Source organism: Microcystis aeruginosa FD4 (genome assembly GCF_009792235.1).
Classification (GTDB): Bacteria; Cyanobacteriota; Cyanobacteriia; order Cyanobacteriales; family Microcystaceae; genus Microcystis; species Microcystis viridis.
In genome coordinates this window covers 4,918,185-4,940,512 of sequence record NZ_CP046973.1, presented here as the reverse complement: position 1 = coordinate 4,940,512, position 22,328 = coordinate 4,918,185, and the positions used below count along the sequence as shown (strand labels likewise).

The following is a 22,328-nucleotide window of genomic DNA, read 5'->3' as shown; positions in this document are numbered from 1 at the left end:
ACAAGAGGTCAAATGACTATTCTCCAATATCAGATTCTTGTGGGGAAGAATTAACCTAATGCTGTGGTCTGGTATGTCGCTTAAGTACAATATGAAACGATAAAATTAATACAATATCAGGGCAAGAGCCTCTAAAAGTCTAGCAAATTATCGCAGTTATCTCGGCCGTTGGCTTTTTTTGCTCAATACCACCTTCTCCTGCAAACTAACGTCTTCTCAACAAATTTTTCATCTCTACCCAGATAGAAAGTTGACTACCTAGACTAGAGGGATGATTGAAAATTCCTTGACGGGGACTGAATAAAAAGGCCAACATAAATAGGGTAAAAGCGACAAGCACGATCGCCGGTCCAGAGGGTAAATTCCAGTAATAACTTAAATACATCCCACTGATACTAGAGATAATACCCACACCCACACCTAAACCCATGACTTGATGGAGACGGGTAACTAAAAGATAGGCAGTGGCCGCGGGGGTAATTAAAAGGGACAAAACGAGGATTACTCCCACCGCTTGCAGACTAGCAACGATTGTCAGACCAATCAGGAGCATTAAGCCTAAATCTAATAAATTTACTGGTAAACCTGCCGCTTGCGCCCCGATTTTGTCGAAAGTGTAGAATAATAGTTCTTTATACAGGAGCAAAACGGTTAATAAAACGATAATGGCAATAATTAGGGTATCGCGGATGTCGGCAGCAGTAACACCGAGAATATTGCCGAAGAGAAAGTGATTAAGGTCAATTTTGTTGTTTTTTTGGATGAGAGTGATCAGGGTGATGCCAAGGGCAAAAAAAGCCGAGAAAACAATACCCATGGCCGCATCTTCTTTGATTGGGGAACGATTACGGATCAAGTTAATCAGTAGGGTACTGACCATTGAGGCTAGTAAAGCACCCAGGAGAAGATTAAAATTACCAATAAAAGCGATCGCTAGTCCAGGTAAGACCGAGTGACTGATGGCATCCCCCAAGAGAGCCAAACGTTGTACCATCAGGTAGGTTCCCACCACGGCACAAATGATGCCGACGATGATAGCTTCAATTAGGGATCTCTGCATGAAACTATACTGTAAGGGTTCGATTAATCCTGTTAATAGATTGTTGCCCATGAATCTGCCTTGGGGTTAAATTTTTCTGATTCTCGATCGAGGTTTTGCTCCTAGGGACTATCTTCTGAATCGGGGGAGAAGATAGGTTAGGATAATTAGGATTAATTGTAAGTTTTTTCGCTCCTAACTGCCGCCATGGATACCCCCGTTCTTTCCTCAACTTTTTTTCTGACTCTCCTGCTCATGGTGGGATTATTCTTTTTTATTCGCGGTTCCGTCAAAGAGCGTATCGAACAGCGTGTCTATCTTACCAGTACCAGTGACGACCAACTATTAGAACAACTGCGAGATTATTTTGACCGACGTTCCTATCAAGTCAAGGCGATCGAACCTGAACAGAATATTGTCAGATTACAGGGTTTTGTGCCGCCTAGCCCCTTTCTATCGATATTTTTGACAATTTTGGCGGCCTTGGGTTTATTTTGCTTCTCACTGGTGTTATCGCTGTTATTTCCTGATACTAATCCCTATATTTTTGCTCTTGTGGGTTTATCTCCCCTCGCGGGTGTTTTCTATTGGCAAAAAGTCGGCCGTTTAGAGGAAGTGGCTTTTAAAGTAGAAAGCAAATCTCAGCAAACGGAATTAACTGTCAAAGCCCATCGAGACGAGTTAAGACAACTACAAGATAGTTTAACCTTTCTAGAAAGACAATAAGCCTTTTATGTCCTACGAGCGCCTAATTTATCTGTCCGATACCGATGCGGCCGGTGTGGTTTATTTTGCCCATCTTCTCTCGATCTGTCATGAAGCCTACGAGTTTTCTTTAGCACAATTTGGCATCAATATCAAGGATTTTTTGAAAGATTCTCCGGTTGCTCTACCGATTACTCAAGCGGAAATCCAGTTTTTTCGTCCCCTTGTTTGTGGCGATCAAATACAGATTAATTTCACTGCCCGATCCCTAAGCGAAAACGAGTTTGAATTGCAGTATAAAATTTATTTGGCTGAAATCATGGTCGGAAAAGCGAAAACCCACCATGTGTGCATCGCTCCCACCGCTAGACAAAGAATCCCTTTCCCGGAATCTTTAAAAAATTGGTTAGGATATTTATCAACCCTAGAGGAGACTGGTATTTAAGGGATGATTTGGGCAGATTTAACAATGATTTTAACTAGGGATTGGTGGCACAATGCTTGGCAATTATTTCACCTTAGCACCGGGAGGATTATCTGGAATTCTTTTCTGGCGTTTATCCCCTTTATCCTCAGCTTTTGGTTATTTCGGATCGCTTTTTCTCGTTCCCTACTCTGGTGGTTAATTCTCTTATTTTTCCTGCTTTTTTTACCCAATGCTCCTTATATTCTCACCGATAGCATTCATTTAATCTCTTATGTTCAGCAGGATTACGCCAAAAGTTTAATTTTTTTAGTTTTAATTCCCCAGTATAGTATCTTTATTTTCCTTGGCTTTCAGCTATACGTTCTCTCCTTACTTAATTTAAAAAGTTATTGTCAGCAAAGTCAGCTAAATTCAGCAGTTTTACCCCTAGAAATAACTCTCCATTTTTAAGTGCGATCGGTATCTATTTAGGAAGGTTTCTCCGACTGAATAGTTGGTATCTAGTCACTCAACCGCAGGAATTCTTCTGGAGTTTGCAGAATTTACTGACTAAAAAACCTTTGATATTCATCTCTGTCTGTTTTTTAATTATTTGGCTAGTATACGAGATCAATAAAAGGCTTTACAATCGATTTTTCGGCTACAATTAACGCCTATGGGGGATTTAGACCCTCTCCTAGTCCCTTTCGGATTAATTAGGGTTTGCCGAAAAAGTTTGTTGGTGGGGTTAGGAGTCAGCTTGCTGAAAAAGTCAATTGACTGGTGATGGGGTGAGTTTCGTAGGTTAGTCCCTCGGAACGAAACCCAACAACTCCACAGTCCCTTATCTCTGAATTACTTCCTCTCCATGAAAATTTTAGCGGGTGATGGCGAGGGGGATAATTTCCGCGTTAACCTTTCTCTTTCAGCTAAAACCCCCTGCAAAGCAATCTTACCCCTTGGCAGTCCAGAAAACGGGTTTCTCGAAGAAACCCGTTTTCTCAGTTTCTCGTAGTGTTCACCACCTGATGAGATTAGAACTCTTGCCAATTAGAGTAGAAGTCATGACGCTGACCTAGAAAGATTACTGCGACTATTTTGTGCAAACAATACCCAATTTTTCAAGGGTGCTATCACAAAAATTAATACTGCTCAAGGAGGGGAAGTACGTCCAAAAGGTGAGCCTAGGTATTCTATCTTCAGGCATTCCCCCGTGAGTTCAATTGCGCATAGCGGGTCGAGGTAGTTCACCACCTTACCATTTGAGCAGGTTAAACTGTTCCATATCGATGGTGTCGCGGTTACGATAGATGGTAAGGATAATCGCTAAACCCACGGCTGCTTCGGCTGCCGCTACGGTAATCACGAAAATGGTAAAAATTTGGCCTCTGATATTAGCGGGGTCAAGATAGTTGGAAAAACCCATCAAGTTAATGTTAACAGAATTGAGCATCAATTCGATCGACATTAAAACCCGGACAGCATTGCGACTGGTGACTAAACCGTAAATTCCGATACAAAATAAAGCCGCCGCTAATAACAAATAATACTCTAACTGAATCTGCATGATACCTCTTTCTTTGGTCTTATTTAGGGGCAGTTAATTCTCTGGGTCGTTCGGGTAAGGTTAAGGCTGTGGCCGTAGGTTCTTCAGCTTTCAGGGTGGGGATAAGGTCACGACGGGCTAAAATAATTGCTCCGACCATGGCCATTAATAATAGCACGGAAGCTAATTCAAAGGGTAGCAAGAAATCACTAAAGAAATGCTTACCGATTTCTACTAAAGTATTAGTCACTACGGCGGGAGAAGTGCTAGAAATTGACCAAGGTGTGATTAAAACCATGGTCGATAACAGCACAAATAAACCCAGACAAACTAAAGCAGTAGATGCCCGACGGATCCAACGTTTAGGAATATCAGAAAAGTCCTCTTGCTTGTTAACAAGCATAATGGCAAAGAGAATTAAAACGTTAATTGCGCCCACATAAATTAGAATTTGTGCCGCCGCTACAAAATCAGCATTTAGTAAGAGATATAAACCCGAAATGCTGATAAAAACACCGCCCAATAAAAAGGCGGAATAAACGATATTAGATAATAGTACCACGCCTAAAGCTGTCCCGATTACTAGGGCCGCTAAAATGCCAAAAGATACTATTTGAACGCCCTCGGCTAAATTCACAGTAGTTTCATCTCCTTTTATGTTTGAGAGTTATTAGTTATTAGTTATCAGCTTCTGAAGGCAAGGGGCAAGAGGCAAGAGGCAAAAGACAGAATCTGGCAATTCTCCTACCTAAAAACGCTGACGGCTGATAGCTAACTGCTAATTAATTAGTAATTTCTTCTGGACGTTTACCGGCGCGTTGACTACCGGCGGGTAAATCGTGGGGTTCGATGACACCTTTAGGTAGATAACCTAATTCCCTCAGAGGTGTTACCATCGGGTCTTGGGTGACTTTGTAGGGTAAACGGCCTAGGGCGACGTTATCATAGTTTAATTCATGACGATCATAGGTCGCTAGTTCGTATTCTTCGGTCATGGACAAACAATTAGTCGGACAGTATTCCACACAATTGCCGCAGAAAATACAGACCCCAAAATCGATACTGTAGTGTTTGAGTTCTTTCTTTTTAATTTCCTTGTTAAAAGTCCAATCTACTACTGGTAAATTAATCGGACAAACTCGCACACAAACTTCACAAGCGATACATTTATCGAACTCAAAGTGAATTCTACCCCGATAACGTTCCGAGGGAATTAACTTTTCGTAGGGATATTGGACGGTAATCGGACGACGACGCATATGATCAAAGGTAACGGATAAACCTTCGCCGATGTATTTCGCCGCTTGAATGCTACCTTTGGCGTAATCGCTGACTTGTTTGAGGATGTTAAACATGATGGTCAGGGGGATAGTAGGTTAACAGGGCAAAAAAGGAAATTAACCGCCAAAAGCAAAGGGAAAAGCTAGTTTTAGGGCGGCGGTAAGTAGTAAATTAACTAAAGATACTGGTAAGAGGAATTTCCAGCCTAAATCGAGTAATTGGTCAATGCGAACCCGGGGTACTGTCCAACGCAAGAGAATAGCGATGAAGATGAGGAAATAGGCTTTTAATACTGTCATCGTAATCCCTAGGGAAGCGGTGATAATTTGTAGCCAAGGATTGGTTTCACTAACTCCCAACCAGCCGGCCAAAGCATTGACGGGGATAGGAAATTCCCAACCACCAAGATAGAGGACGGCGAACACTAGGGCCGATAGCACGAGGTTAACGTAGGAACCCACATAAAAGAGAGCGAATTTCATCCCCGCGTATTCGGTTTGATAACCGGCGACCAATTCCTCCTCCGCTTCCGGTAAATCGAAAGGCAGACGTTCACACTCAGCTAAAGCGGCAATCCAGAAAATCAGAAAACCCACCGGTTGGCGCCAGATATTCCAGCCTAAAATGCCATAACCGGATTGTTGTTCGACAATATCAATGGTACTGAGACTATTAGACATCATCGCGATCGCTAATACCGATAAAGCCAAGGGAATTTCATAACTAATCGATTGCGCCGCCGCCCGCAGGCCTCCCAGTAAGGAATACTTATTATTGGAGGCATAACCCGCCATTAATAAGCCAATGGGGGCAATACTGGACAAGGAAATCCATAAAAAGATACCCACGTTTAGGTCAGTAATCAGCAGATTTTGACCGAAGGGAACGATGAGATAGGAGACAAACACTGGCATCACCACCAAAATTGGCCCAAAGAGGAATAACCAAGGGTCGGCCTTAGCGGGGACGACATCTTCTTTAAAGACTAATTTCAGACCGTCGGCGACCGGTTGTAAAACGCCCAAGGGGCCTGCGTATTCCGGCCCGATACGCTGTTGGACAGCGGCGGAAATTTTCCTTTCTAACCAGACGCAGACTAAAACCCCCACCGTGGCGGCTATAATCATCAGGAACATGGGTAAAGGCATCCAAATCGCTTTAGCCAGTCCTCCACTTAATCCCAAGTCTGTTAGGGATTTAATGAAACTTTCTTGTAAATCTATGCCTTGATTCATATTTGGCGATCGCTGTACTGTCGATAGTTCGGCATGGTCCGAAGATTTTTAAGCAAATCTTATAGCCTAGTATACAGTTAGTCGGTCTGAGGGTTATCAGAAAGTGAAAAAGGCTTCAATTCTTAGCGGCCAAGAGAGTCAAGGAATCTTGATTCCCCCGCCGAGAATAGCTATTAGTCAATAGTTAGACTCTGAATCTATCAATGTTCCCAGCTGTTTCTTAGCGCCGAAAACCTCGGCTAGTGACCAATTATTCACAGGAAAAAAATACAGCCATTTTCTCAAGGCAACATCCGATAAGTTTTACCGACTTTTAAAACCCAGTTATCGAGCGTTTATCGCCAATCGCCGCTATTTAGGGTAGGCTGAAAAAATCTAAAAACTTTGTTGGGTAAGACTTTTAGACTTTTTGTCAATCAAAAAGTACCAGGCATGGGAGTGATCAGGGGGAAAATTCCTGGACTTTTTCCCTGAAAATTAGGTAATTGGCCACCTCAAAACTGGTAAAACCCCACACCCCACACCCCACACCCCACACCCTGCCACCAGGAAAAACTTTTTGCCGCAAACCCTATTTTTTCTGATAAGCCGCCTGTAGGTCTCGAATCGAAAACAAAGCTTGAAACTTTATTCCCTGAGATTGGTAAAATTCCGCCCCTCCTTGCTCTCTATCCACCAAAGCAATGATTAAATCTACTTGATAACCGGCATCCCGTAATCTTTCTACCGCTACCATGGCACTTTTCCCCGTTGTCACCACATCTTCGAGGACAACCACCGCGGCACCGGGGTTTAAAGTCGGCCCCTCGATATAAGCCATGGTTCCGTGACCTTTTGCCTCTTTACGGACGATTAAGGCTGGAATCGGGCGATTTTCGTAGGCAGATACCACAATAACGGCGCTGACAATCGGATCCGCCCCTAGGGTTAATCCTGCCACCGCCTGGGTATCTGGAGGCAGTAGGGACAGCAATAAACGCCCCACGGCTAAAGCTCCCTCCGCAGTGAGGGTAACTTGTTTACCGTTGATATAGTAGCTGCTTTTTTGTCCTGAGGACAGGGTGAAATCCCCCTCTCGATAGGCAAGACGGACAAGAGCATCGAGGAGAAATTGACGCAGGGAAGCAGTATCGAGAGTCGCTACCGAGGAATTAGCCATATTTTCAGGATTGGGAGCCTGACTGACTCCAAAATTTCGGTTACAATTGAGCCAAAAGTCATTATATATTGACTCGATCGCTAGTATTGATTTCTTTCTCATCCCATTGAAGCAATTTTTTAATTAACCCTACCCCTGTGAGGAGATTTTTACCCATGCGCGCTCAATTTTTACTTCCTTCCCTGTTTTGTTTAACCGGTTTAGTCTGGTTGAGTTCGTCTAATGCGATCGCCCAAAATTCACCCGCCAGCAATCCTGCACCGGTAAAAACCCAACAACTGCAACTTGTCCCCTCTCCCGATACGGCGGTGGGATTTAATAATATCCCCGGTTTGTTTAACCGCGCTGTTAATAACAATACGGGTCGTTTCTACGACTACACCAACATTTTAGGACAGTTCAACTCTCTTTTTGGTTGGCGTACTTTTCCCCAAGGTTCCTATTTCGATAATATGATTACCCGGGATGCCAAATTAACCGAAACTTTATACTATGATGTCATGCAACAGCAACAGTCTGGTCCCTTAATTCGCACCCAAGATTTACCCAATCCCTTCGATACTTCCCTACAGGAAAATCCCAGTTATTTAAGTCCAGGCGGCTTTTAATTCGCCAATTTAACTCGGAATTGGCGAACAATGTAATGGGTCGAGAATCTTCTTTGAAGGTTCCCGAACTGCGGCAAGATGCCTTTTTAAGTTCGAGCGAAGCTCCCTGAGAAGCTAAACTCTCACCCATTTTGCAATATCAAGGGTTTTGTCATAACTATAGCTCATGCCATCATTGGCAATAATCGTTTGACCTCGACTGGCTTTATTTTTGATGGTACTTAAGCTATAGTTGGTCAGTTTTTGCATTTCTTGATGGGTAAAATTGTCTTGATTGTTAATTTCAGAGACAATTTCTATGGTTTCATCAACGGTTTTGGCATTGTTAGAATGAGTGGCAATCGCTGCTGATGGATGATAGTCTTCCATTCTCATTAATCGCCAAGTAGAATCCTCGGAAAGTTCCAAAACCCTTTGATGATAGTTAAACAAACTTTCTCGATGTCCGACACTAATAAAGGTCTTGCCAGTTTGTTGTAACTGTTTATATAAATGATCTTCATTTTTTAAATCTAAAGCACTGGTGGCTTCATCTAAAATCACAAAATCTGGCTGATTAACGAATAGTCGCGCAAAGGCTAGACGTTGTTGTTCTCCTAAGGATAAAATATTTTCCCAATCCACTTCCTCATCAAAATTTTTGATGCGATTAAGAACATCTTGTAGGTTAACTTCTTGTAAGATTTCTTTTAATTGGGATTCACTCATCTCCGTTGTCGTTTGAGGATAAATTAGCTGTTCGCGCAGGGTTCCTAAAATGATGTAAGGACGTTGGGGTAAAAATAATAAATCGTCGAGGGGAGGTCGCATCAAATGACCTGTACCTGTATTCCATAACCCAGAAATAGCGCGTAAAAGAGAACTTTTTCCTCGACCGCTCGGACCAACAATTAATAAACCTTCCCCAGGTTCAACGGACAGGGATAAATGTTCAACAATCACTTTAGCGGCATCGGGAGTTTGTAAGGTGACATCCTCAAAAGTTAGATTGTTATCTTCAATGACTTTAATGGTATTAACTGGTTTTTTTTGTTCGCTTACATCCTCTAACGCTTGGGAAAAATCTTCTAAACGTTCAATATAATTAATAAACTCACCGGAGCGTCCAAATTCATCAACTAACACGGATAAAGCTGTGGAAAAGAAATAGCAACAATAGCTGGCTTGATTAACTTGTCCAAACTCAATTTCACCACTAATATATAATGGGGAAACAATTAAGAAGGGGAAGATTTGAACAATGGATTGATAGCCGCGGTTAAAAAATTCCTGGGTTCTTTCCCAATTAATTCTTTCAATCATGATTTTAATCACCTGATTGAACTTTCTTTGAATAATATTTAACTCTTTTTCTTCCCCTCTAAAAAATGCAATTGATTCGGCGTGTGTCCGAACATGAGTGATGGCGTATTTATAGGTTCCCTCTATTTCTAATTGTTGTTTATTGACTTTATTTAATTGTTGAGTAATATAGGTAGCAAGAATATTTCCAATAATCGTATAAACGAAAAGCACCATAGAAATGGTTTTAGAAATTGACCAAAGAATGGCAATAAAAACCAGCATCTCCATAACTTTTTCAACACAGGTTGTTAAAAAGTCCATCGTTGTTCTGGCGATGGGTTGAATTTCTTGGGATAAACGTTGATCTGGATTTTCTATATCGCCTTTAAAATTGATTCGATAATAAGCACGATTTTTGAAATATTTTTGCAAGATACTACTATTGATCCATTGATACCAATCCAGCGCAATTAGTTTTTTAAGAAACCTAGACAATCCTGTGAAAAACGTCATACTGCCTAGGGTAATCCCATAAATAATGACAAAATGAGTTAATTTTTCTGCATCCCTAGCTTCTGTGACGCTAATTAAGTCTCTAAAAACGAAACTATTAAACGCATTAAGACCTACTACTCCCACTAATAAAAAAAACAATAAAACGAGCATTCCCCAGGAACGAATAATCTGTGAAAAAGCTCTATCCTGGTGTTCTTTAGGATACCAATAAACTTGAATAAATCTTAAAAATTCTTGAAGAGATTGATTGAAAGTTCGAGTCTCTTCCTTGAGATTCATGCTGTCTGAGTTTTTTTCGGCAACATTCATAGGATTCTCCTTGCGCTAAAATGGGGACATTAGAACTTTGAATGTCTATCTCTTAAGTTAGACATTAATTCAGCATACCATAAAAATCTCCATTATTATCACAAATTATATTATTGCTATTTTCTGAATTTTTTACCTATCAGGAATCAATATTAATCTATTGTTTAGGCATTGGATCAGATTCATAATTGTTTGATAATTTTGGCAGGATTCCCAGCAACTATTGTAAAAGGTTCTACATCTTTTGTCACTACCGAACCGGCTCCGATAATTGCTCCTTTCCCAATCGTAACTCCTTTAAGAATTGCCACATTAAATCCAATCCAAACATGATCTTCTATCACCACGGGTGCAGATTGTATATCAACATCCTTAGCATCCTTAATCAGATTATTTAAAATGACGACTTCCACAAATTCTTTCTGTCTTAAAATATAATTTAATGAATGAGCATCCGTATCATAAATATTGACATCATCGGAAATTATAACTTCGTTTCCAATTTTGATAGAATTGGCTGATCTAATTCGAGTTTTCTCACCAATATAACAATTTTTACCTATTTCTATTTTTCCACCATGAGTAAATAAAAACAATTCACCTAATATTACGGTATTTTCTCCGATAGTAATTAAACTTTTATCTCCCCTATAATTTTCACACTTTCCGATAAATTTTACGGAACTGTGAACCGTGGCATTTTCGGAAAGTTGTTTACGTTTTTCGATTCGTTCTTGTTCTTCTAAAAATTTTGAAATCAATAAATATAATTGATGTCTTAGATTAAACATAATATTGTCCTACTGAAATCAATAAAGTGATCACATAAGTTGGTTTAATTTAGCTGTCGTGTTTGATTAAATCGACATTTATTGTGTTAAAAAACCACTTTTAGTAAAATATTCAAAATAAGTTTTTAACAATTTGTGATCAATCGGGGGAAAATTAAACGCTGTCCCTTTTAACCCCATTACCGTATTTTGAGAATCAAACTGGGGGGGATAACCTGCTGATAAATTTTCATCTGAAAAATTATCTAAGACCGGAGATAAAGCATTATCTGTATTGATTTTACATTGTTCTCTTAAATGCGATCGCCATTTTTCAAAGGAAACCAACTGCAACGGATAACCCATTTCCCGAACACAATTAAATAAGTCACGATTTAAGGTTGGGTGAGAATTCAACAAATGAAATGCTTTCCCTAAGGAGCTTTCTTGACTGGCTAAATGTACAATTGCACCACTCACATAATCCACAGGAGTGAGATCTTCTGTACTATCACCAAAATCAGGAATCATTCCTAATTGAATACACCCTTTAATCATACGACAAAACAAATCTTCTCTATTACAAATTCCGGTTTTACTATGTCCAATAATTCGAGATGCTCTAAAAATTGTAATCGGAAGTCCCCGTTTTCGAGCTGCCATGATTAACTTTTCGGCAACCCATTTACTTTGAGTATAACCAGCGTTGAGTCCATGATTTATACCCAGGGGATCAGATTCTTGAATTAAGTTTCCTTGAGCATAATTGGGAGAAAAAACAGAAATCGTCGAGACAAAATGGACAGGTTTGGTTTTAATTAAGCACGCTAATCTCAAGATTTCTTCTGTTCCTAAAACATTAGTTGGTTTCAATATTGAATAGGGATAAATGGCATTAACCCAAGCTCCATTGTGATAAATCACATCCATTTGATTCGCTAAGTCGAGAAAATCAGGTTCACACATTCCTAAACGTTTTTGGGATAGATCACCAATGACAGGAATAATACGAGAGCTTTTCTGTTCATCCCATAATTGAAAGGTTTTTAATTTCTGGTAAATTTTGGCTTGAGCTTGTTCTAAATTTTTGTCTCGAATTAAACAATGAATATTAGCTTCTGTTTTATCTAATAATTCAGCTAATAAATGAATTCCGAGAAAACCCGTAGCTCCTGTTAGCAAAATATGATCAGGTTTTTGAGGAAAGAAAGTCAGAATATTCGGCGGTTGAATGGTAGCATCTAAGGTGATTTCAACTTGCCAATCTGGGATTTGATCACTCTCAATTTTATCAGATAAATTTGGGTCTAAATTAGAGGATAAACCTGCTACCGTCGGTTCTGAAAAAAGATAGTTTAAAGGAATATTAATCGCTAATTGTTCTCGCAGTCGAGAAATGACTTGAGCAGCTTTTAAGGAATGACCTCCTAAGTCAAAGAAATTATCGAAAATACTAATTTGCTTTAACCCTAAAACATCTTGCCAAATCTCAGCAACAATTTTTTCTGTAGCTGTTCGGGGTACAATTACCGTTTTTTGATCCTGACTTTCGGTGGGTGCGGGTAAAGCGTTACGATCAATTTTACCACTACTCATTAACGGCAATTCTTGCAGCTGTACAAAGAATGCTGGAATCATATAATCTGGTATTTTTTGTTTCAGAAAAATCCGCAATTTTGCAATATCAATGGATTGAAATTTTGGTACAATATAAGCTACCAATTGTTTATTATTTGTTTGATCTTCTTGAACAATTACCGCCGTAGCTCGGACATCTGGGTATTCAGTTAATACGGCTTCAATTTCGCCAATTTCAATACGAAACCCTCGAATTTTGACTTGATTATCAATCCTTCCTAAAAACTCTATATTTCCATCGGGTAAATAACGAGCTAAATCTCCAGTTTTATAGAAACGTTGATATTCTGATGAATTAAAAGCATGAGTAATAAATTTTTCACGGGTTAAATCATCGCGATTGAGATAACCTTTGGCCAAACCTAAACCTCCAATTAACAGTTCTCCTGGTATTCCAATGGGGAGTTGTTGCAAATAGTGATCACAAATATAAACCTGTGTATTTGTAATCGGTTTACCAATGGCAACAGAATGAATTTGAGCAATTTTATGACTCAAATTGGGATTAAAAACCGTGGTGGTTATCGTCGCTTCTGTCGGTCCATAGGCATTCAACCAAGTGATATCTTCTCGTTGACTATTTGATACTATTTTTTGCCATAATATTAATCGCTCTGCTAATACTTCTTCACTTCCTGTAATCACTAAGCGTAGGGTTTCAGGTAAAGTTATTGAAGTTTGAGATAACTCTAATACCCATTCATGCCAATAAGTAGCCGGAAGATTAATGACCGTTAAACAATTTTGCTGAATAAATTGAGTAAAATCGGCTAAAGAAGGGAACATTGATGCAGGACGCATGACTAAAGTTGCACCCGTTAAAAAGGTTGGATAAATTTCTTCAGCAGCTACATCAAAGGCAAAAGAAGCAAATTGTAAAATTCGGTCATGACTTGTTAAATCATAAGCTTTAATGATTCCTAAGCTATGGTTGACTAAACTTTGGTGTTCAATCATAACCCCTTTCGGAGTGCCTGTGGAACCAGAGGTATAAATAATATAAGCTAAATTATTTGGACGAATAGGGTTAACTAAATTGTTTTGGCTTTGACTAGCAATTAAGTTTTCTTCACTATCCAGACAAACTACTTCTGCTTGATAATCACGGAATAAATTAACCAAAGTCTGTTGAGTAATTAATACCGAGACTTGAGCATCATTTAAGATAAAGTTTAAACGATCTTGGGGATAATTGGGAGCTAAAACAAGATAAGCAGCACCCGCTTTAAGAATTGCCAATAAACTGATAATAATAAATACAGAATGTTCTAAACAAATACCCACTAAAGATTCAAATTTAACCCCCTTAGATTGGAGATAATGAGCTAATTGATTGGCACGATGATTTAAGTCTTGATAGGTTATTTGTTCATTTCCCCATTCTACTGCGATCGCATTTAGTTTTTTTAAAACTTGATGTTCAAATAATTCATGAATACAAACCTTTGGATTTTCAGCAATATTAGTCTGATTCCATTGAGCTAATAACTTTTGTTCTGATAAAGGTAAAATAGGTAATAATTCAATCGATTGTTCAGGATTAACGGCAATTCCTTCTAATAACGTTTTAAAGTGGGTAATCATGCGTTCAATCGTGTCTTGATTAAACAAAGCGCAATTATAATCAAATGATCCAACTAAACCCTCAGTCGTTTCTTGCATGGCTAAGGTTAAATCAAATTGAGCAATTAAAGCATTCGTCGTGACAGGAGTTAATTGTAAATCCGCCATCGAAAAATGATCAATGTGCAGCATATCTTCCCAAGAAAACATCACTTGGAATAAAGGACTATAACTTATATTTCGTTCAGGATTTACCGTTTCTACTACCTTCTCTAAGGGTAAATCTTGATGTTCATAAGCTTCTAAAACGACTTGTTTAACTTGATTTAATAAAGCTTTGAATGAGAGATTTTCTTGAAACTGAGTGCGAATGGGTAAGGTATTAATAAAGCAACCAATTAAGGGGTCAATCTCAGGAAATTGTCGATTACCACTGGGAATCCCAATCACAATATCTTCTTGACGGCTATAACGATATAATAAAACATTAAAAGCCGTTAACAGCGTCATATTCAAGGTAGCGGTTGACGTTTGGCTAATATTTTTCAGGTGTTGGCTTAATTCTGGACTTAGTTTAAATGTACAATTATTGCCTTTAAACGTTTGTAGGGGAGGACGAAGATAATCAGTGGGAATTTCTAATAAGGGTGGAATTCCGGTTAATTGTTGCTGCCAATAATTAACTTCCTGGGTGAGTTTATCTCCTTGTAACTGTTGTCTTTGCCAAACGGCAAAATCACCATATTGAATAGGTAAATCGGGTAAAGGATTAGATTGTTTTTGTAAAAAAGCTTGATATAAACGAGAAAGTTCTTGGAGTAAAACTTTCATTGACCAGCCATCAAAAATAGAATGGTGTACACTTAAAAATAAAAGATAAGAATCAGCTGTTAATTTAACCAAAAAAGTCCGCATTAAGGGAGCTTGGGTTAAGTCAAAGGGAGTATAAATTTCTTGTTCGGTTAATCTCTCTAATTCTTGGGTTTGTTCCGCAGAAGATAAAGACTGTAAATCCAACAAAGGCAAATTTAACTGAATTTTCGGGTTAATAATTTGTCGGGGAATTTCGTCAACTTCTTGAAAACAAGTTCGCAACAATTCATGACGTTGCATAATAGTTTCCAAAGCTTTCCTAAAGATATCAATATCTAAATTGCCGTCAATTTGAAAGCGAAACGGCATATTATAGGTATAGCCTTGAGCTTCCAATTGGTACAAAAACCAAAGTCTTTCTTGAGAAAAAGAAAGCGGTACAAGTTGAGATTTATCTCTAGGCGGTATCGTATTTGTTTTGACACCGATTCCTTTTTTTTGTAGTAACAGCTTGAGTAATTTTTGTTTGTCTTGAGAGTTATGATTCATTTTTACCCTGGGTTAAATAGGTTTTAATCTAGTGATTTTAGGTTGGTTTGATGGATACAAATCAACCTAAAAATTGTTTAATTATTGATGCTAAATAGCGGTATAACCTCCATCTACCATTAAAATTGCTCCGGTTACATAAGAGGAAGCTTCGGATGCTAAAAATACGACGGGACCAATTAACTCTTGTAAATCTCCGGTTCGTTTCATGGGAATTCTAGTATATAATTCGTCCATTTCATCGGAAGTTGAACGTAAACCTTCTGTTCCTTCCATCATATTATTCATATACCCTGGTGCAAAAGCATTGACTCGAATTTTGTGACTAGCTAATTCGACCGCTAGGGATTTTACTAATTGATTAACACCACCTTTGGCGGCGCTATATGCTCCTGAAGATTTGGGAACAGCAACGAAGGCACAGATAGAAGAATTCATAATAATTGAACCTCCTGTACCTTGTTTCAGCATTTGTTTGGTTGCGAGTTGAGCGCAATTAAAATAACCTTTTAAATCAACATTAATAACCTCATCCCATTCCAATTCCTCTAATTCGTGAGTGTTTTTGAGAATTTCAACCCCGGCATTACAAACCATAATATCGAGTTGACCATAATGAGCAACGGCCTGTTCAATTAAATTCTGACAAGCTGGACGTTGACGAACATCCGTCTCAATTGCGATGGCCTGGCCTCCTGCTTCTTGAATGAGTTGAACCGTTTGTTCAGCACCAACTTGATTAATATCACCAATTACCACCTTAGCTCCAGCTTGTGCTAATCCTTGGGCTAATACCCGACCAATTCCTCGGGCAGCACCCGTGATAATTGCAACTTTATCTGTTAAATCAAAGAGATGATTTGTCATTTTTTTTCCTTAAGTTTAAATCAATGTCCATTAGAGAAAGTTTAAGTCATTTAGGTTCAGCTTTGAGATAATAAAGCTTGAACTTCTTCTGGTGAAAGTTGGGAAATTTCTTGAACTGTTACGGCAATTTCATTCAGTAACTCTTCATTCCCCACTAATTCAATCATGACTTGAATTAATTGGCTGATGGTTGAGTGATTGAAAAGTTGACGCACAGAAATTTCAATTTCTAAGGTTTGACGAATTTTACTAATCAGTTGAATCGCTTTTAAAGAATGCCCACCTAACAGAAAGAAATCGTCTTCAATCCCAACTCGTTCGACTTCTAAAATTTCTGCCCAAATTCCTGCTAAAACTTCTTCAATTGCAGTTCGAGGAGCAACATAATTTTGAGTTAACGATAAGGGGTTTTTATCGGGTATTGGTAAGACTTTTCGATCAACTTTACCATTAGGACTGAGTTGAAAAGATTCCATCATAACAAAAGCAGAGGGAATCATATAGTCGGGTAGCCAGTTTTCGAGGAAATGACGTAATTCAACTTGGTTTATGGTTTCACCTGGACGGGGAATAAAATAAGCGGCTAAATATTTTTCTCTGGCGGTTTCTCCCTGAACTGTAGCAACAGCTTGGGCAATTTGAGGATGTTGATTTAAAATAGTTTCCACTTCCCCTAATTCAATTCTGTAACCTCTAACTTTCACCCCATCATCAATTCTTCCTAAATACTCGATATCTCCATTGGGTAAATAACGCGCTAAATCCCCAGTTTTATACAGCAATGAATTATCGCTAAAGGGATTAGCAATAAATTTTTCTTGGGTTAATTGGGGATTGTTGAAATAACCTCGCGCTAAACCGCCACCCGCAACATATAACTCCCCAGTAACTCCGATGGGTACGGGTTGAAGATAGGAATTTAAAATATAAACTTGCACATTAATAGCGGGTTTACCAATGGGAATATACTTCGGCCAAAGCTCAGGATTAGGGTCAAAGCTATAACTGGTAACGATGTCTGCTTCTGTGGGGCCATAATAATTGTAAAGGGTACAATGTTCGAGTTTCTTGAATACAGAAATCATCCTTGGAGTAATTTGTAATTGCTCTCCAGCTGAAATAATTTCACGCAAGTTAGCAAATAAGTAGGTTTCCTCACTATAGGTTTCCATTAATTGTTGTAACAAAGTAACGGGCAAAATCGCTTTATGAATGGGGTTATTTGCCAACAATTGACTTAATTTAGCAAGATCTAAACGAGAATCTTCTGGAACAATAAATAAGCTTCCTCCTAAACACAAGGCCGCAAAGATTTCGTGATAGCTGACATCAAAATTAAAGGGAGCAAATTGCAAAAAATTTCTCTCTGGTGACATTTTTACTTGATGATGCTCAATAATATTCGTTAAGGATTGATGTAGGATCATAATACCTTTGGGTACACCCGTAGAGCCTGAACTATAAATAATATAAGCCAAATCCTTTAAACTCACGGGGTTGTCAAGATTAGTCTTGGTTTCTAAGGCAATTTCTGACCCTTGTTCATCCAATAAAATCCGTTGAGAAATGGTTGCACTGTTTAAAAGAGATTGACAATCTTTTTGGGTTAATAAGGTTTTGATTTGGGTGTCTTGCAGGATGTAAGAAAGTCTTTCTTGAGGATAGGTTGGGTCTAGGGGAACACAGGCACCGCCTACTTTTAACACTGCTAAAACGGCAATCACCATATTGACAGACCGTTCTAAACAAATCCCCACTAAAGATTGAGAACTCACCCCAAGTTTTTGTAAATAATGAGCCAGTTGATTAGCAGATTCATTCAGTTCTTTGTAGGTTAATTGTTGCTCTTGAAAAACAACGGCAATGGCTGAAGGAGTTTTGAGAGTTTGTTGCTCAAATAATTCATGAACGCACTGTTTTAGGGGATTTTCTCGTATCGTTTGATTCCATTCAACTAATAATAATTGACGTTCTGCTTCCGTTAATAACGGTAAGTCTTGAATCCGACGATGGGTATTAATGGCGATTCCTGCTAATAAGGTCTGGAAATGACCTAACATTCGTTTAATGGTGTCATTTTCAAATCGTTCTTGAGGATAAATAATTTTAATACTTAAGGCTTCCCCAGGGGTGACAATAACCGTTAAGGGATAATCAGCATTACCATAATCTTGCATTTCCCCGACTTGTAAACCCCCTAAATTATCACTATCATTTTCGCTAAAGGGTAAATTTTCAAAGACAACAAAACTTTCAAAAACTGAATGAGGGGAGGGAATTTCACTCCATTTTTGAATATCAATTAGAGAACTATAACTATATTGCTCTCGTTCTAAATGGTCTTGTTGTAATTGTTTAAACCAAGTTAATAATTCAAGTTGAGGCTCAATTTGGATGCGAACGGGTAAGGTATTTAAAAACATCCCCACCATCGATTCAATCCCTGTAAAATTGGGCGGTCGTCCCGAAACGGTTGCCCCAAATACAATGTCTGATTCACTGCTATAATGATGTAATAATAAAGCCCAAGCTCCTTGAATTAGGGTAGAAAGAGTAAGGCGATATTCTTGGGCGAGTAATTTCAGACGACTGGTAATTTCTGGAGAAAGTTTTGATTTTTGATGAAGATAATTTTTACTTTGAGTAACAAGAGGATTTAACGGTTTATCAACGACTAATGGAGTTGGAGAGGTAAAGCCTTGAAGATTTTGTCGCCAAAAGAGTTCGGCTTGGGTTTGATCTTGCTGTTGTACCCAATTGATATAATCTTGATAAGGGCGAGGTGTGGGTAAATTAACGGGTCGATGGTTGATAAGTCCAGCGTAAAACTCGAAAACTTCTTTCAACAGAATTGCTGTTGCCCAACCATCTAATAAAATATGATGTCCGGTATGGATGAATTCATATTTATTATCTTCGACTTGAATTAAATGACATCGAAGTAAGGGGACTTTATCTAATTCAAAATATTGCTCTTTATCAGAGGTTAACAATTCCTGAAATTTAGTTTCTTGTTCGGAGGGAGAATGGGATCGCCAATCATAATTAAACCAAGGCAAGCTGACATTTTTTCTAACCACTTGCAAAGGCTGTTTGGTTTTTTTCCATGCAAAACAAGTCCGTAAAATACTATGTCTATCTACTACTTTTTGCCAAGCTTGTTGGAACGCATTAATATCTAAATTGCCTTGTAAGGTGATTTGAATTTGTGATAAATACGTCTTTGATTCTGGATTATATAAAGAATGAAAAAGCATCCCCTGCTGCATGGGAGAAAGGGGATAAATGGATTCAATATCTTTTTTACTAACGTTTGATTTGTGAGGTGTTACCATTGTTTTTTCCCAATAGATTGAATCAAAATAGGCGTGAATTTCTTGAATAAAATTTATTCAAGAAACCCGATAAACTTAGAACGAATTACCTTTAACGTTGACTAGACCACTTGAGTTTAAATTTGTTAATTTCTTCATCGGTGTAAAAATGACGCACTAATGGTTGATCATAAATTTCTTCTAAATATTCATCACTAAAGGTGAGACTCTTTCTTAAATTCTCATAGATGAGATAGTCATTCTCGTCTAAAAAGTCTGCTCGGTCAAGTCGTTCACAATCTAAATTTTCAACTCCCAAAAAAGTTTCTAAGGCTTCTTTTAAGCAAGAATCAAGTTTCTCTAACTTTAAGACTAATAATTCAATATTACGGTCTGGGAAATTCGCAATCGCATAACCTTTTTCTTTGGGAAAATCCATGGAAGCAATATCAATGCCAAAAACAGCCTCTAATTCTTCCTCAAACCAGTCATACTGTTTTCCATAGACAAAATTTTGAGACCAGAATTTCTTAATAATATCATCCATTGTGATTAATCCCTTCTCATATTTTATGAAAAATTCAGGAAAAACACACGCACAATGAATGATTTGAAAAAACCAAGAAATATTACGGGCGATGGGTTCTCGGACTCCGGTAATAATTTTAATGCTTTTTTGACCTTTGATTTCTTCAATATGTTCGCTTAAATATTTGGTCATACAGGAATGCCCAAAGGTAAAAGCATGATAAGTTTTCTCCAGTTGCATTGTTGCCCAAATTTTTGAAAAATGTTCTGAATTCAGATTATGGATATGATAAATAGCTTGATTTTGGAGATGTTTTTTTAGGGTCAAATAGGTACTCATTGAACCGACTTTACCCATTTGATAAACAAAGATGACTGAAGAATTATTGAGAAGTTCTTGTTTTAATTGTCTTTCTGTCTTCCACATATTAATCCTATTACTAATATAGGAATACACGGTAAAAACCTGTTTATCTGCGATGGGATAATAGTTAAGAGCTTGGTTTGAGAGTTTAGTTTGTGTGTTCATGATGCTTGTTGATGATGTTGGAGGGTTGAATTTAAAATGCTGACGAGGATAAACCACCATCGAGGGGAATAGTAATTCCCGTTATATAACTCGCGCATTCAGAAGCTAAAAATACAACGAGATTAGCAAATTCTTCAGTGGTACCAATCCGATTCATAGGAATTGTTTTAAGAATTCCTTCTCGGATTAAATCTGGGGTTGTTCCTTCCTTTTTGGCATAAATTTCTAAATATTCTCGATGTCTAGGGGTGTCAATAACGCCGGGGTTAATACTATTAATTAAAACATTATAGGGGGCGGTTTGTCTAGCTACTGATTTGGTAAAATTCATTAAAGCTGCATTGACAACACCCGATTTAACTAAACGAGGGGATGGCTCTTTTCCCGATGTCCCAACGATATTAACGATTCTTCCCCAATGTTGTTTTTTCATAATCGGTAACACTAAATTGGTTAAGCGAATATAACCCATTAATTTTCCCTGAAAAACATTTGACCAATCGTCATCGGAAAGGTTTTCAATTAAATTCTCAGCAAAGTTAGCTCCTTCAGAATTATTAACTAAAATGTCAATTTTGCCATATTGATTTAAAGAGTCCTGTATTAATTGTTCAGAATCTTGAGCTTGATGAACATCAGCCACTAAACTCAGAATTTGTTGGGCAGGATAAGCTTGAGCCAGAGATTGATAAGCTTGTTCTAAGCGTTGAAAATTGCGACCGCAAATAATTAAGTGACAGCCTTCTTCTGCTAATTTTTCAGCAATGGTCAACCCAATTCCCGCACTACTTCCCGTAATCAAAGCAACTTTATCTTTTAATCCTAAATCCATAAACTTTGTCCTAGCATTTTGCGGTTAAAATTATACTAAATCCAGTTATTAAAAACTGATTATCTATTCCCCCTTTTGCCTCTTGCCTCTTGCATGAGTGCCTATCCTAATATGTTACCTATACTCAACGGATTTAGTATTAGAACTTTAAAACGAACTAAATTAAAATTTTAATCAAATGAATATCTTGATTCGATGAATTATAACCTTTTTTCAAAACCGTTGAAGGAGCATAATAAATTTGACCATATTCTAAACACTGTTCTTCATTTTCTATGGAGATTTCTAATTTTCCATTCAAAATAAATCCGATTTCTTCTTGCTCACCTTGATTTAGGGGAATGGAGTAACCAGAAGGAATTGTCGTCATGACAATTTCAAACCAAGAACCCTTAACAGATTGACAAGGTAAATGAGTAATTTTATCTTGGTTTTTTGATAATGTTAATACAACATCTTGGGAAGGTAAAGAAGAGGTAATCCGTTTAAGATCAAATCCAATCATCGCTTCGGATAAGGGATTAACAAAACCATGAAAAATATTAGCATCGGCGACATGAACATCTTGCAAAGCTCTTAAGGGTTTAATCACATCTTTAATATACAGTTCCAGTTCTCCTGAGAGTACCATGCCAATTTGACTTTCAGGATGTTGGTGGGATTCAAGTTTAGCATTAGGAGATATAACAGATAATTGAAAAATGGTATCTTGGCATTGAAAAACCTCTAATTCTACATGAGGATTGAGTTTAAGAGGCTTGGAAATTGGGAAAAATTCAGACATGATTTCAGGGTGCAGGTTCAAAATGAAATTGAGATTTAACCTCTCAATTATTT

Annotated in this window: 17 protein-coding genes and 1 pseudogene; 4 read left to right on the top strand and 14 right to left on the bottom strand. The window is 38.1% G+C overall.

Annotation, left to right across the window (positions count from 1 at the left end):
* Positions 1–205 precede the first annotated feature (205 nt).
* Positions 206–1,111: a metal ABC transporter permease gene (locus GQR42_RS24460; protein WP_158201965.1), complete on the bottom strand. Its 906-nt coding sequence runs from the start codon at positions 1,109–1,111 to the stop codon at positions 206–208.
* Between the two features lie 135 nt (positions 1,112–1,246).
* Here GQR42_RS24460 and GQR42_RS24455 point away from each other — a divergent pair, with 135 nt between their 5' ends.
* The 3 genes and pseudogenes from GQR42_RS24455 to GQR42_RS24445 all read left to right on the top strand — a co-directional run bounded on the left by GQR42_RS24455 (position 1,247) and on the right by GQR42_RS24445 (position 2,821).
* Positions 1,247–1,765, top strand: coding sequence for a cofactor assembly of complex C subunit B (locus tag GQR42_RS24455; protein WP_158201964.1), 519 nt, complete (start codon positions 1,247–1,249; stop codon positions 1,763–1,765).
* A 7-nt stretch (positions 1,766–1,772) separates the two neighbouring features.
* Positions 1,773–2,189: an acyl-CoA thioesterase gene (locus GQR42_RS24450; protein WP_158201963.1), complete on the top strand. Its 417-nt coding sequence runs from the start codon at positions 1,773–1,775 to the stop codon at positions 2,187–2,189.
* 3 nt (positions 2,190–2,192) lie between these two features.
* A pseudogene (locus GQR42_RS24445) lies at positions 2,193–2,821 on the top strand (DUF1361 domain-containing protein).
* Between the two features lie 584 nt (positions 2,822–3,405).
* Here the strand turns inward: GQR42_RS24445 and nuoK are convergent.
* The 5 genes from nuoK to pyrE form a co-directional block, all read right to left on the bottom strand.
* Positions 3,406–3,711 (bottom strand): NADH-quinone oxidoreductase subunit NuoK, encoded by a 306-nt coding sequence (nuoK, locus tag GQR42_RS24435; RefSeq protein WP_197533180.1) that lies wholly within the window; start codon positions 3,709–3,711, stop codon positions 3,406–3,408.
* Between the two features lie 25 nt (positions 3,712–3,736).
* Positions 3,737–4,333 carry an NADH-quinone oxidoreductase subunit J gene (locus GQR42_RS24430; protein ID WP_158201961.1) on the bottom strand — a complete coding sequence of 199 codons (597 nt, stop codon included), beginning with the start codon at positions 4,331–4,333 and terminating at the stop codon, positions 3,737–3,739.
* A gap of 145 nt (positions 4,334–4,478) precedes the next feature.
* Positions 4,479–5,051, bottom strand: coding sequence for an NAD(P)H-quinone oxidoreductase subunit I (gene ndhI / locus GQR42_RS24425; protein ID WP_158201960.1), 573 nt, complete (start codon positions 5,049–5,051; stop codon positions 4,479–4,481).
* A 42-nt stretch (positions 5,052–5,093) separates the two neighbouring features.
* The gene (gene nuoH / locus GQR42_RS24420; protein ID WP_002734266.1) at positions 5,094–6,212 is read right to left on the bottom strand and encodes an NADH-quinone oxidoreductase subunit NuoH; all 1,119 of its coding nucleotides are present in this window, start codon (positions 6,210–6,212) and stop codon (positions 5,094–5,096) included.
* A gap of 571 nt (positions 6,213–6,783) precedes the next feature.
* Positions 6,784–7,473 carry an orotate phosphoribosyltransferase gene (gene pyrE, locus GQR42_RS24415; protein ID WP_158201959.1) on the bottom strand — a complete coding sequence of 230 codons (690 nt, stop codon included), beginning with the start codon at positions 7,471–7,473 and terminating at the stop codon, positions 6,784–6,786.
* A gap of 53 nt (positions 7,474–7,526) precedes the next feature.
* Between pyrE and GQR42_RS24410 the strand changes: the two genes are divergently transcribed.
* A complete protein-coding gene (locus GQR42_RS24410) occupies positions 7,527–7,979 on the top strand; it encodes a porin (protein WP_158201958.1) in 453 nt (150 codons plus the stop codon).
* Positions 7,980–8,093: 114 nt separating this feature from the next.
* Here the strand turns inward: GQR42_RS24410 and GQR42_RS24405 are convergent, their stop codons facing one another.
* The 8 genes from GQR42_RS24405 to GQR42_RS24370 all read right to left on the bottom strand — a co-directional run bounded on the left by GQR42_RS24405 (position 8,094) and on the right by GQR42_RS24370 (position 22,275).
* Entirely contained in the window at positions 8,094–10,088 is a 1,995-nt protein-coding gene (locus GQR42_RS24405; RefSeq protein WP_158201957.1) for an ABC transporter ATP-binding protein/permease, read from the bottom strand.
* Positions 10,089–10,270: 182 nt separating this feature from the next.
* The gene (locus GQR42_RS24400; RefSeq protein WP_158201956.1) at positions 10,271–10,879 is read right to left on the bottom strand and encodes an acyltransferase; all 609 of its coding nucleotides are present in this window, start codon (positions 10,877–10,879) and stop codon (positions 10,271–10,273) included.
* Positions 10,880–10,957: 78 nt separating this feature from the next.
* On the bottom strand, positions 10,958–15,421 hold the full coding sequence (locus GQR42_RS24395) for a non-ribosomal peptide synthetase family protein (RefSeq protein WP_158201955.1): 4,464 nt from the start codon (positions 15,419–15,421) through the stop codon (positions 10,958–10,960).
* Positions 15,422–15,511: 90 nt separating this feature from the next.
* Complete coding sequence (locus GQR42_RS24390) at positions 15,512–16,288, bottom strand: SDR family NAD(P)-dependent oxidoreductase (protein WP_158201954.1); 777 nt, start codon at positions 16,286–16,288, stop codon at positions 15,512–15,514.
* A 56-nt stretch (positions 16,289–16,344) separates the two neighbouring features.
* Positions 16,345–19,623: a non-ribosomal peptide synthetase gene (locus tag GQR42_RS24385; protein WP_158201953.1), complete on the bottom strand. Its 3,279-nt coding sequence runs from the start codon at positions 19,621–19,623 to the stop codon at positions 16,345–16,347.
* Positions 19,624–19,714: 91 nt separating this feature from the next.
* Positions 19,715–20,659 carry a putative capsular polysaccharide synthesis family protein gene (locus GQR42_RS24380; RefSeq protein WP_158201952.1) on the bottom strand — a complete coding sequence of 315 codons (945 nt, stop codon included), beginning with the start codon at positions 20,657–20,659 and terminating at the stop codon, positions 19,715–19,717.
* Positions 20,660–20,690: 31 nt separating this feature from the next.
* Positions 20,691–21,491 carry an SDR family oxidoreductase gene (locus GQR42_RS24375; protein ID WP_158201951.1) on the bottom strand — a complete coding sequence of 267 codons (801 nt, stop codon included), beginning with the start codon at positions 21,489–21,491 and terminating at the stop codon, positions 20,691–20,693.
* A 157-nt stretch (positions 21,492–21,648) separates the two neighbouring features.
* Positions 21,649–22,275 (bottom strand): cupin domain-containing protein, encoded by a 627-nt coding sequence (locus tag GQR42_RS24370; RefSeq protein WP_158201950.1) that lies wholly within the window; start codon positions 22,273–22,275, stop codon positions 21,649–21,651.
* Positions 22,276–22,328 lie beyond the last annotated feature (53 nt).

What these genes read in the sequence shown, in the direction of transcription:
- GQR42_RS24395 (WP_158201955.1), bottom strand. Translation starts at nt 15,421, where the DNA reads ATGAATCATAACTCTCAAGACAAACAAAAATTACTCAAGCTGTTACTA.
- GQR42_RS24385 (WP_158201953.1), bottom strand. Translation starts at nt 19,623, where the DNA reads ATGGTAACACCTCACAAATCAAACGTTAGTAAAAAAGATATTGAATCC.
- GQR42_RS24450 (WP_158201963.1), top strand. Translation starts at nt 1,773, where the DNA reads ATGTCCTACGAGCGCCTAATTTATCTGTCCGATACCGATGCGGCCGGT.
- GQR42_RS24460 (WP_158201965.1), bottom strand. Translation starts at nt 1,111, where the DNA reads ATGGGCAACAATCTATTAACAGGATTAATCGAACCCTTACAGTATAGT.
- nuoH (WP_002734266.1), bottom strand. Translation starts at nt 6,212, where the DNA reads ATGAATCAAGGCATAGATTTACAAGAAAGTTTCATTAAATCCCTAACA.
- GQR42_RS24375 (WP_158201951.1), bottom strand. Translation starts at nt 21,491, where the DNA reads ATGGATTTAGGATTAAAAGATAAAGTTGCTTTGATTACGGGAAGTAGT.
- GQR42_RS24410 (WP_158201958.1), top strand. Translation starts at nt 7,527, where the DNA reads ATGCGCGCTCAATTTTTACTTCCTTCCCTGTTTTGTTTAACCGGTTTA.
- GQR42_RS24390 (WP_158201954.1), bottom strand. Translation starts at nt 16,288, where the DNA reads ATGACAAATCATCTCTTTGATTTAACAGATAAAGTTGCAATTATCACG.
- GQR42_RS24400 (WP_158201956.1), bottom strand. Translation starts at nt 10,879, where the DNA reads ATGTTTAATCTAAGACATCAATTATATTTATTGATTTCAAAATTTTTA.
- GQR42_RS24370 (WP_158201950.1), bottom strand. Translation starts at nt 22,275, where the DNA reads ATGTCTGAATTTTTCCCAATTTCCAAGCCTCTTAAACTCAATCCTCAT.
- pyrE (WP_158201959.1), bottom strand. Translation starts at nt 7,473, where the DNA reads ATGAGAAAGAAATCAATACTAGCGATCGAGTCAATATATAATGACTTT.
- ndhI (WP_158201960.1), bottom strand. Translation starts at nt 5,051, where the DNA reads ATGTTTAACATCCTCAAACAAGTCAGCGATTACGCCAAAGGTAGCATT.
- GQR42_RS24455 (WP_158201964.1), top strand. Translation starts at nt 1,247, where the DNA reads ATGGATACCCCCGTTCTTTCCTCAACTTTTTTTCTGACTCTCCTGCTC.
- GQR42_RS24405 (WP_158201957.1), bottom strand. Translation starts at nt 10,088, where the DNA reads ATGAATGTTGCCGAAAAAAACTCAGACAGCATGAATCTCAAGGAAGAG.
- GQR42_RS24380 (WP_158201952.1), bottom strand. Translation starts at nt 20,659, where the DNA reads ATGAACACACAAACTAAACTCTCAAACCAAGCTCTTAACTATTATCCC.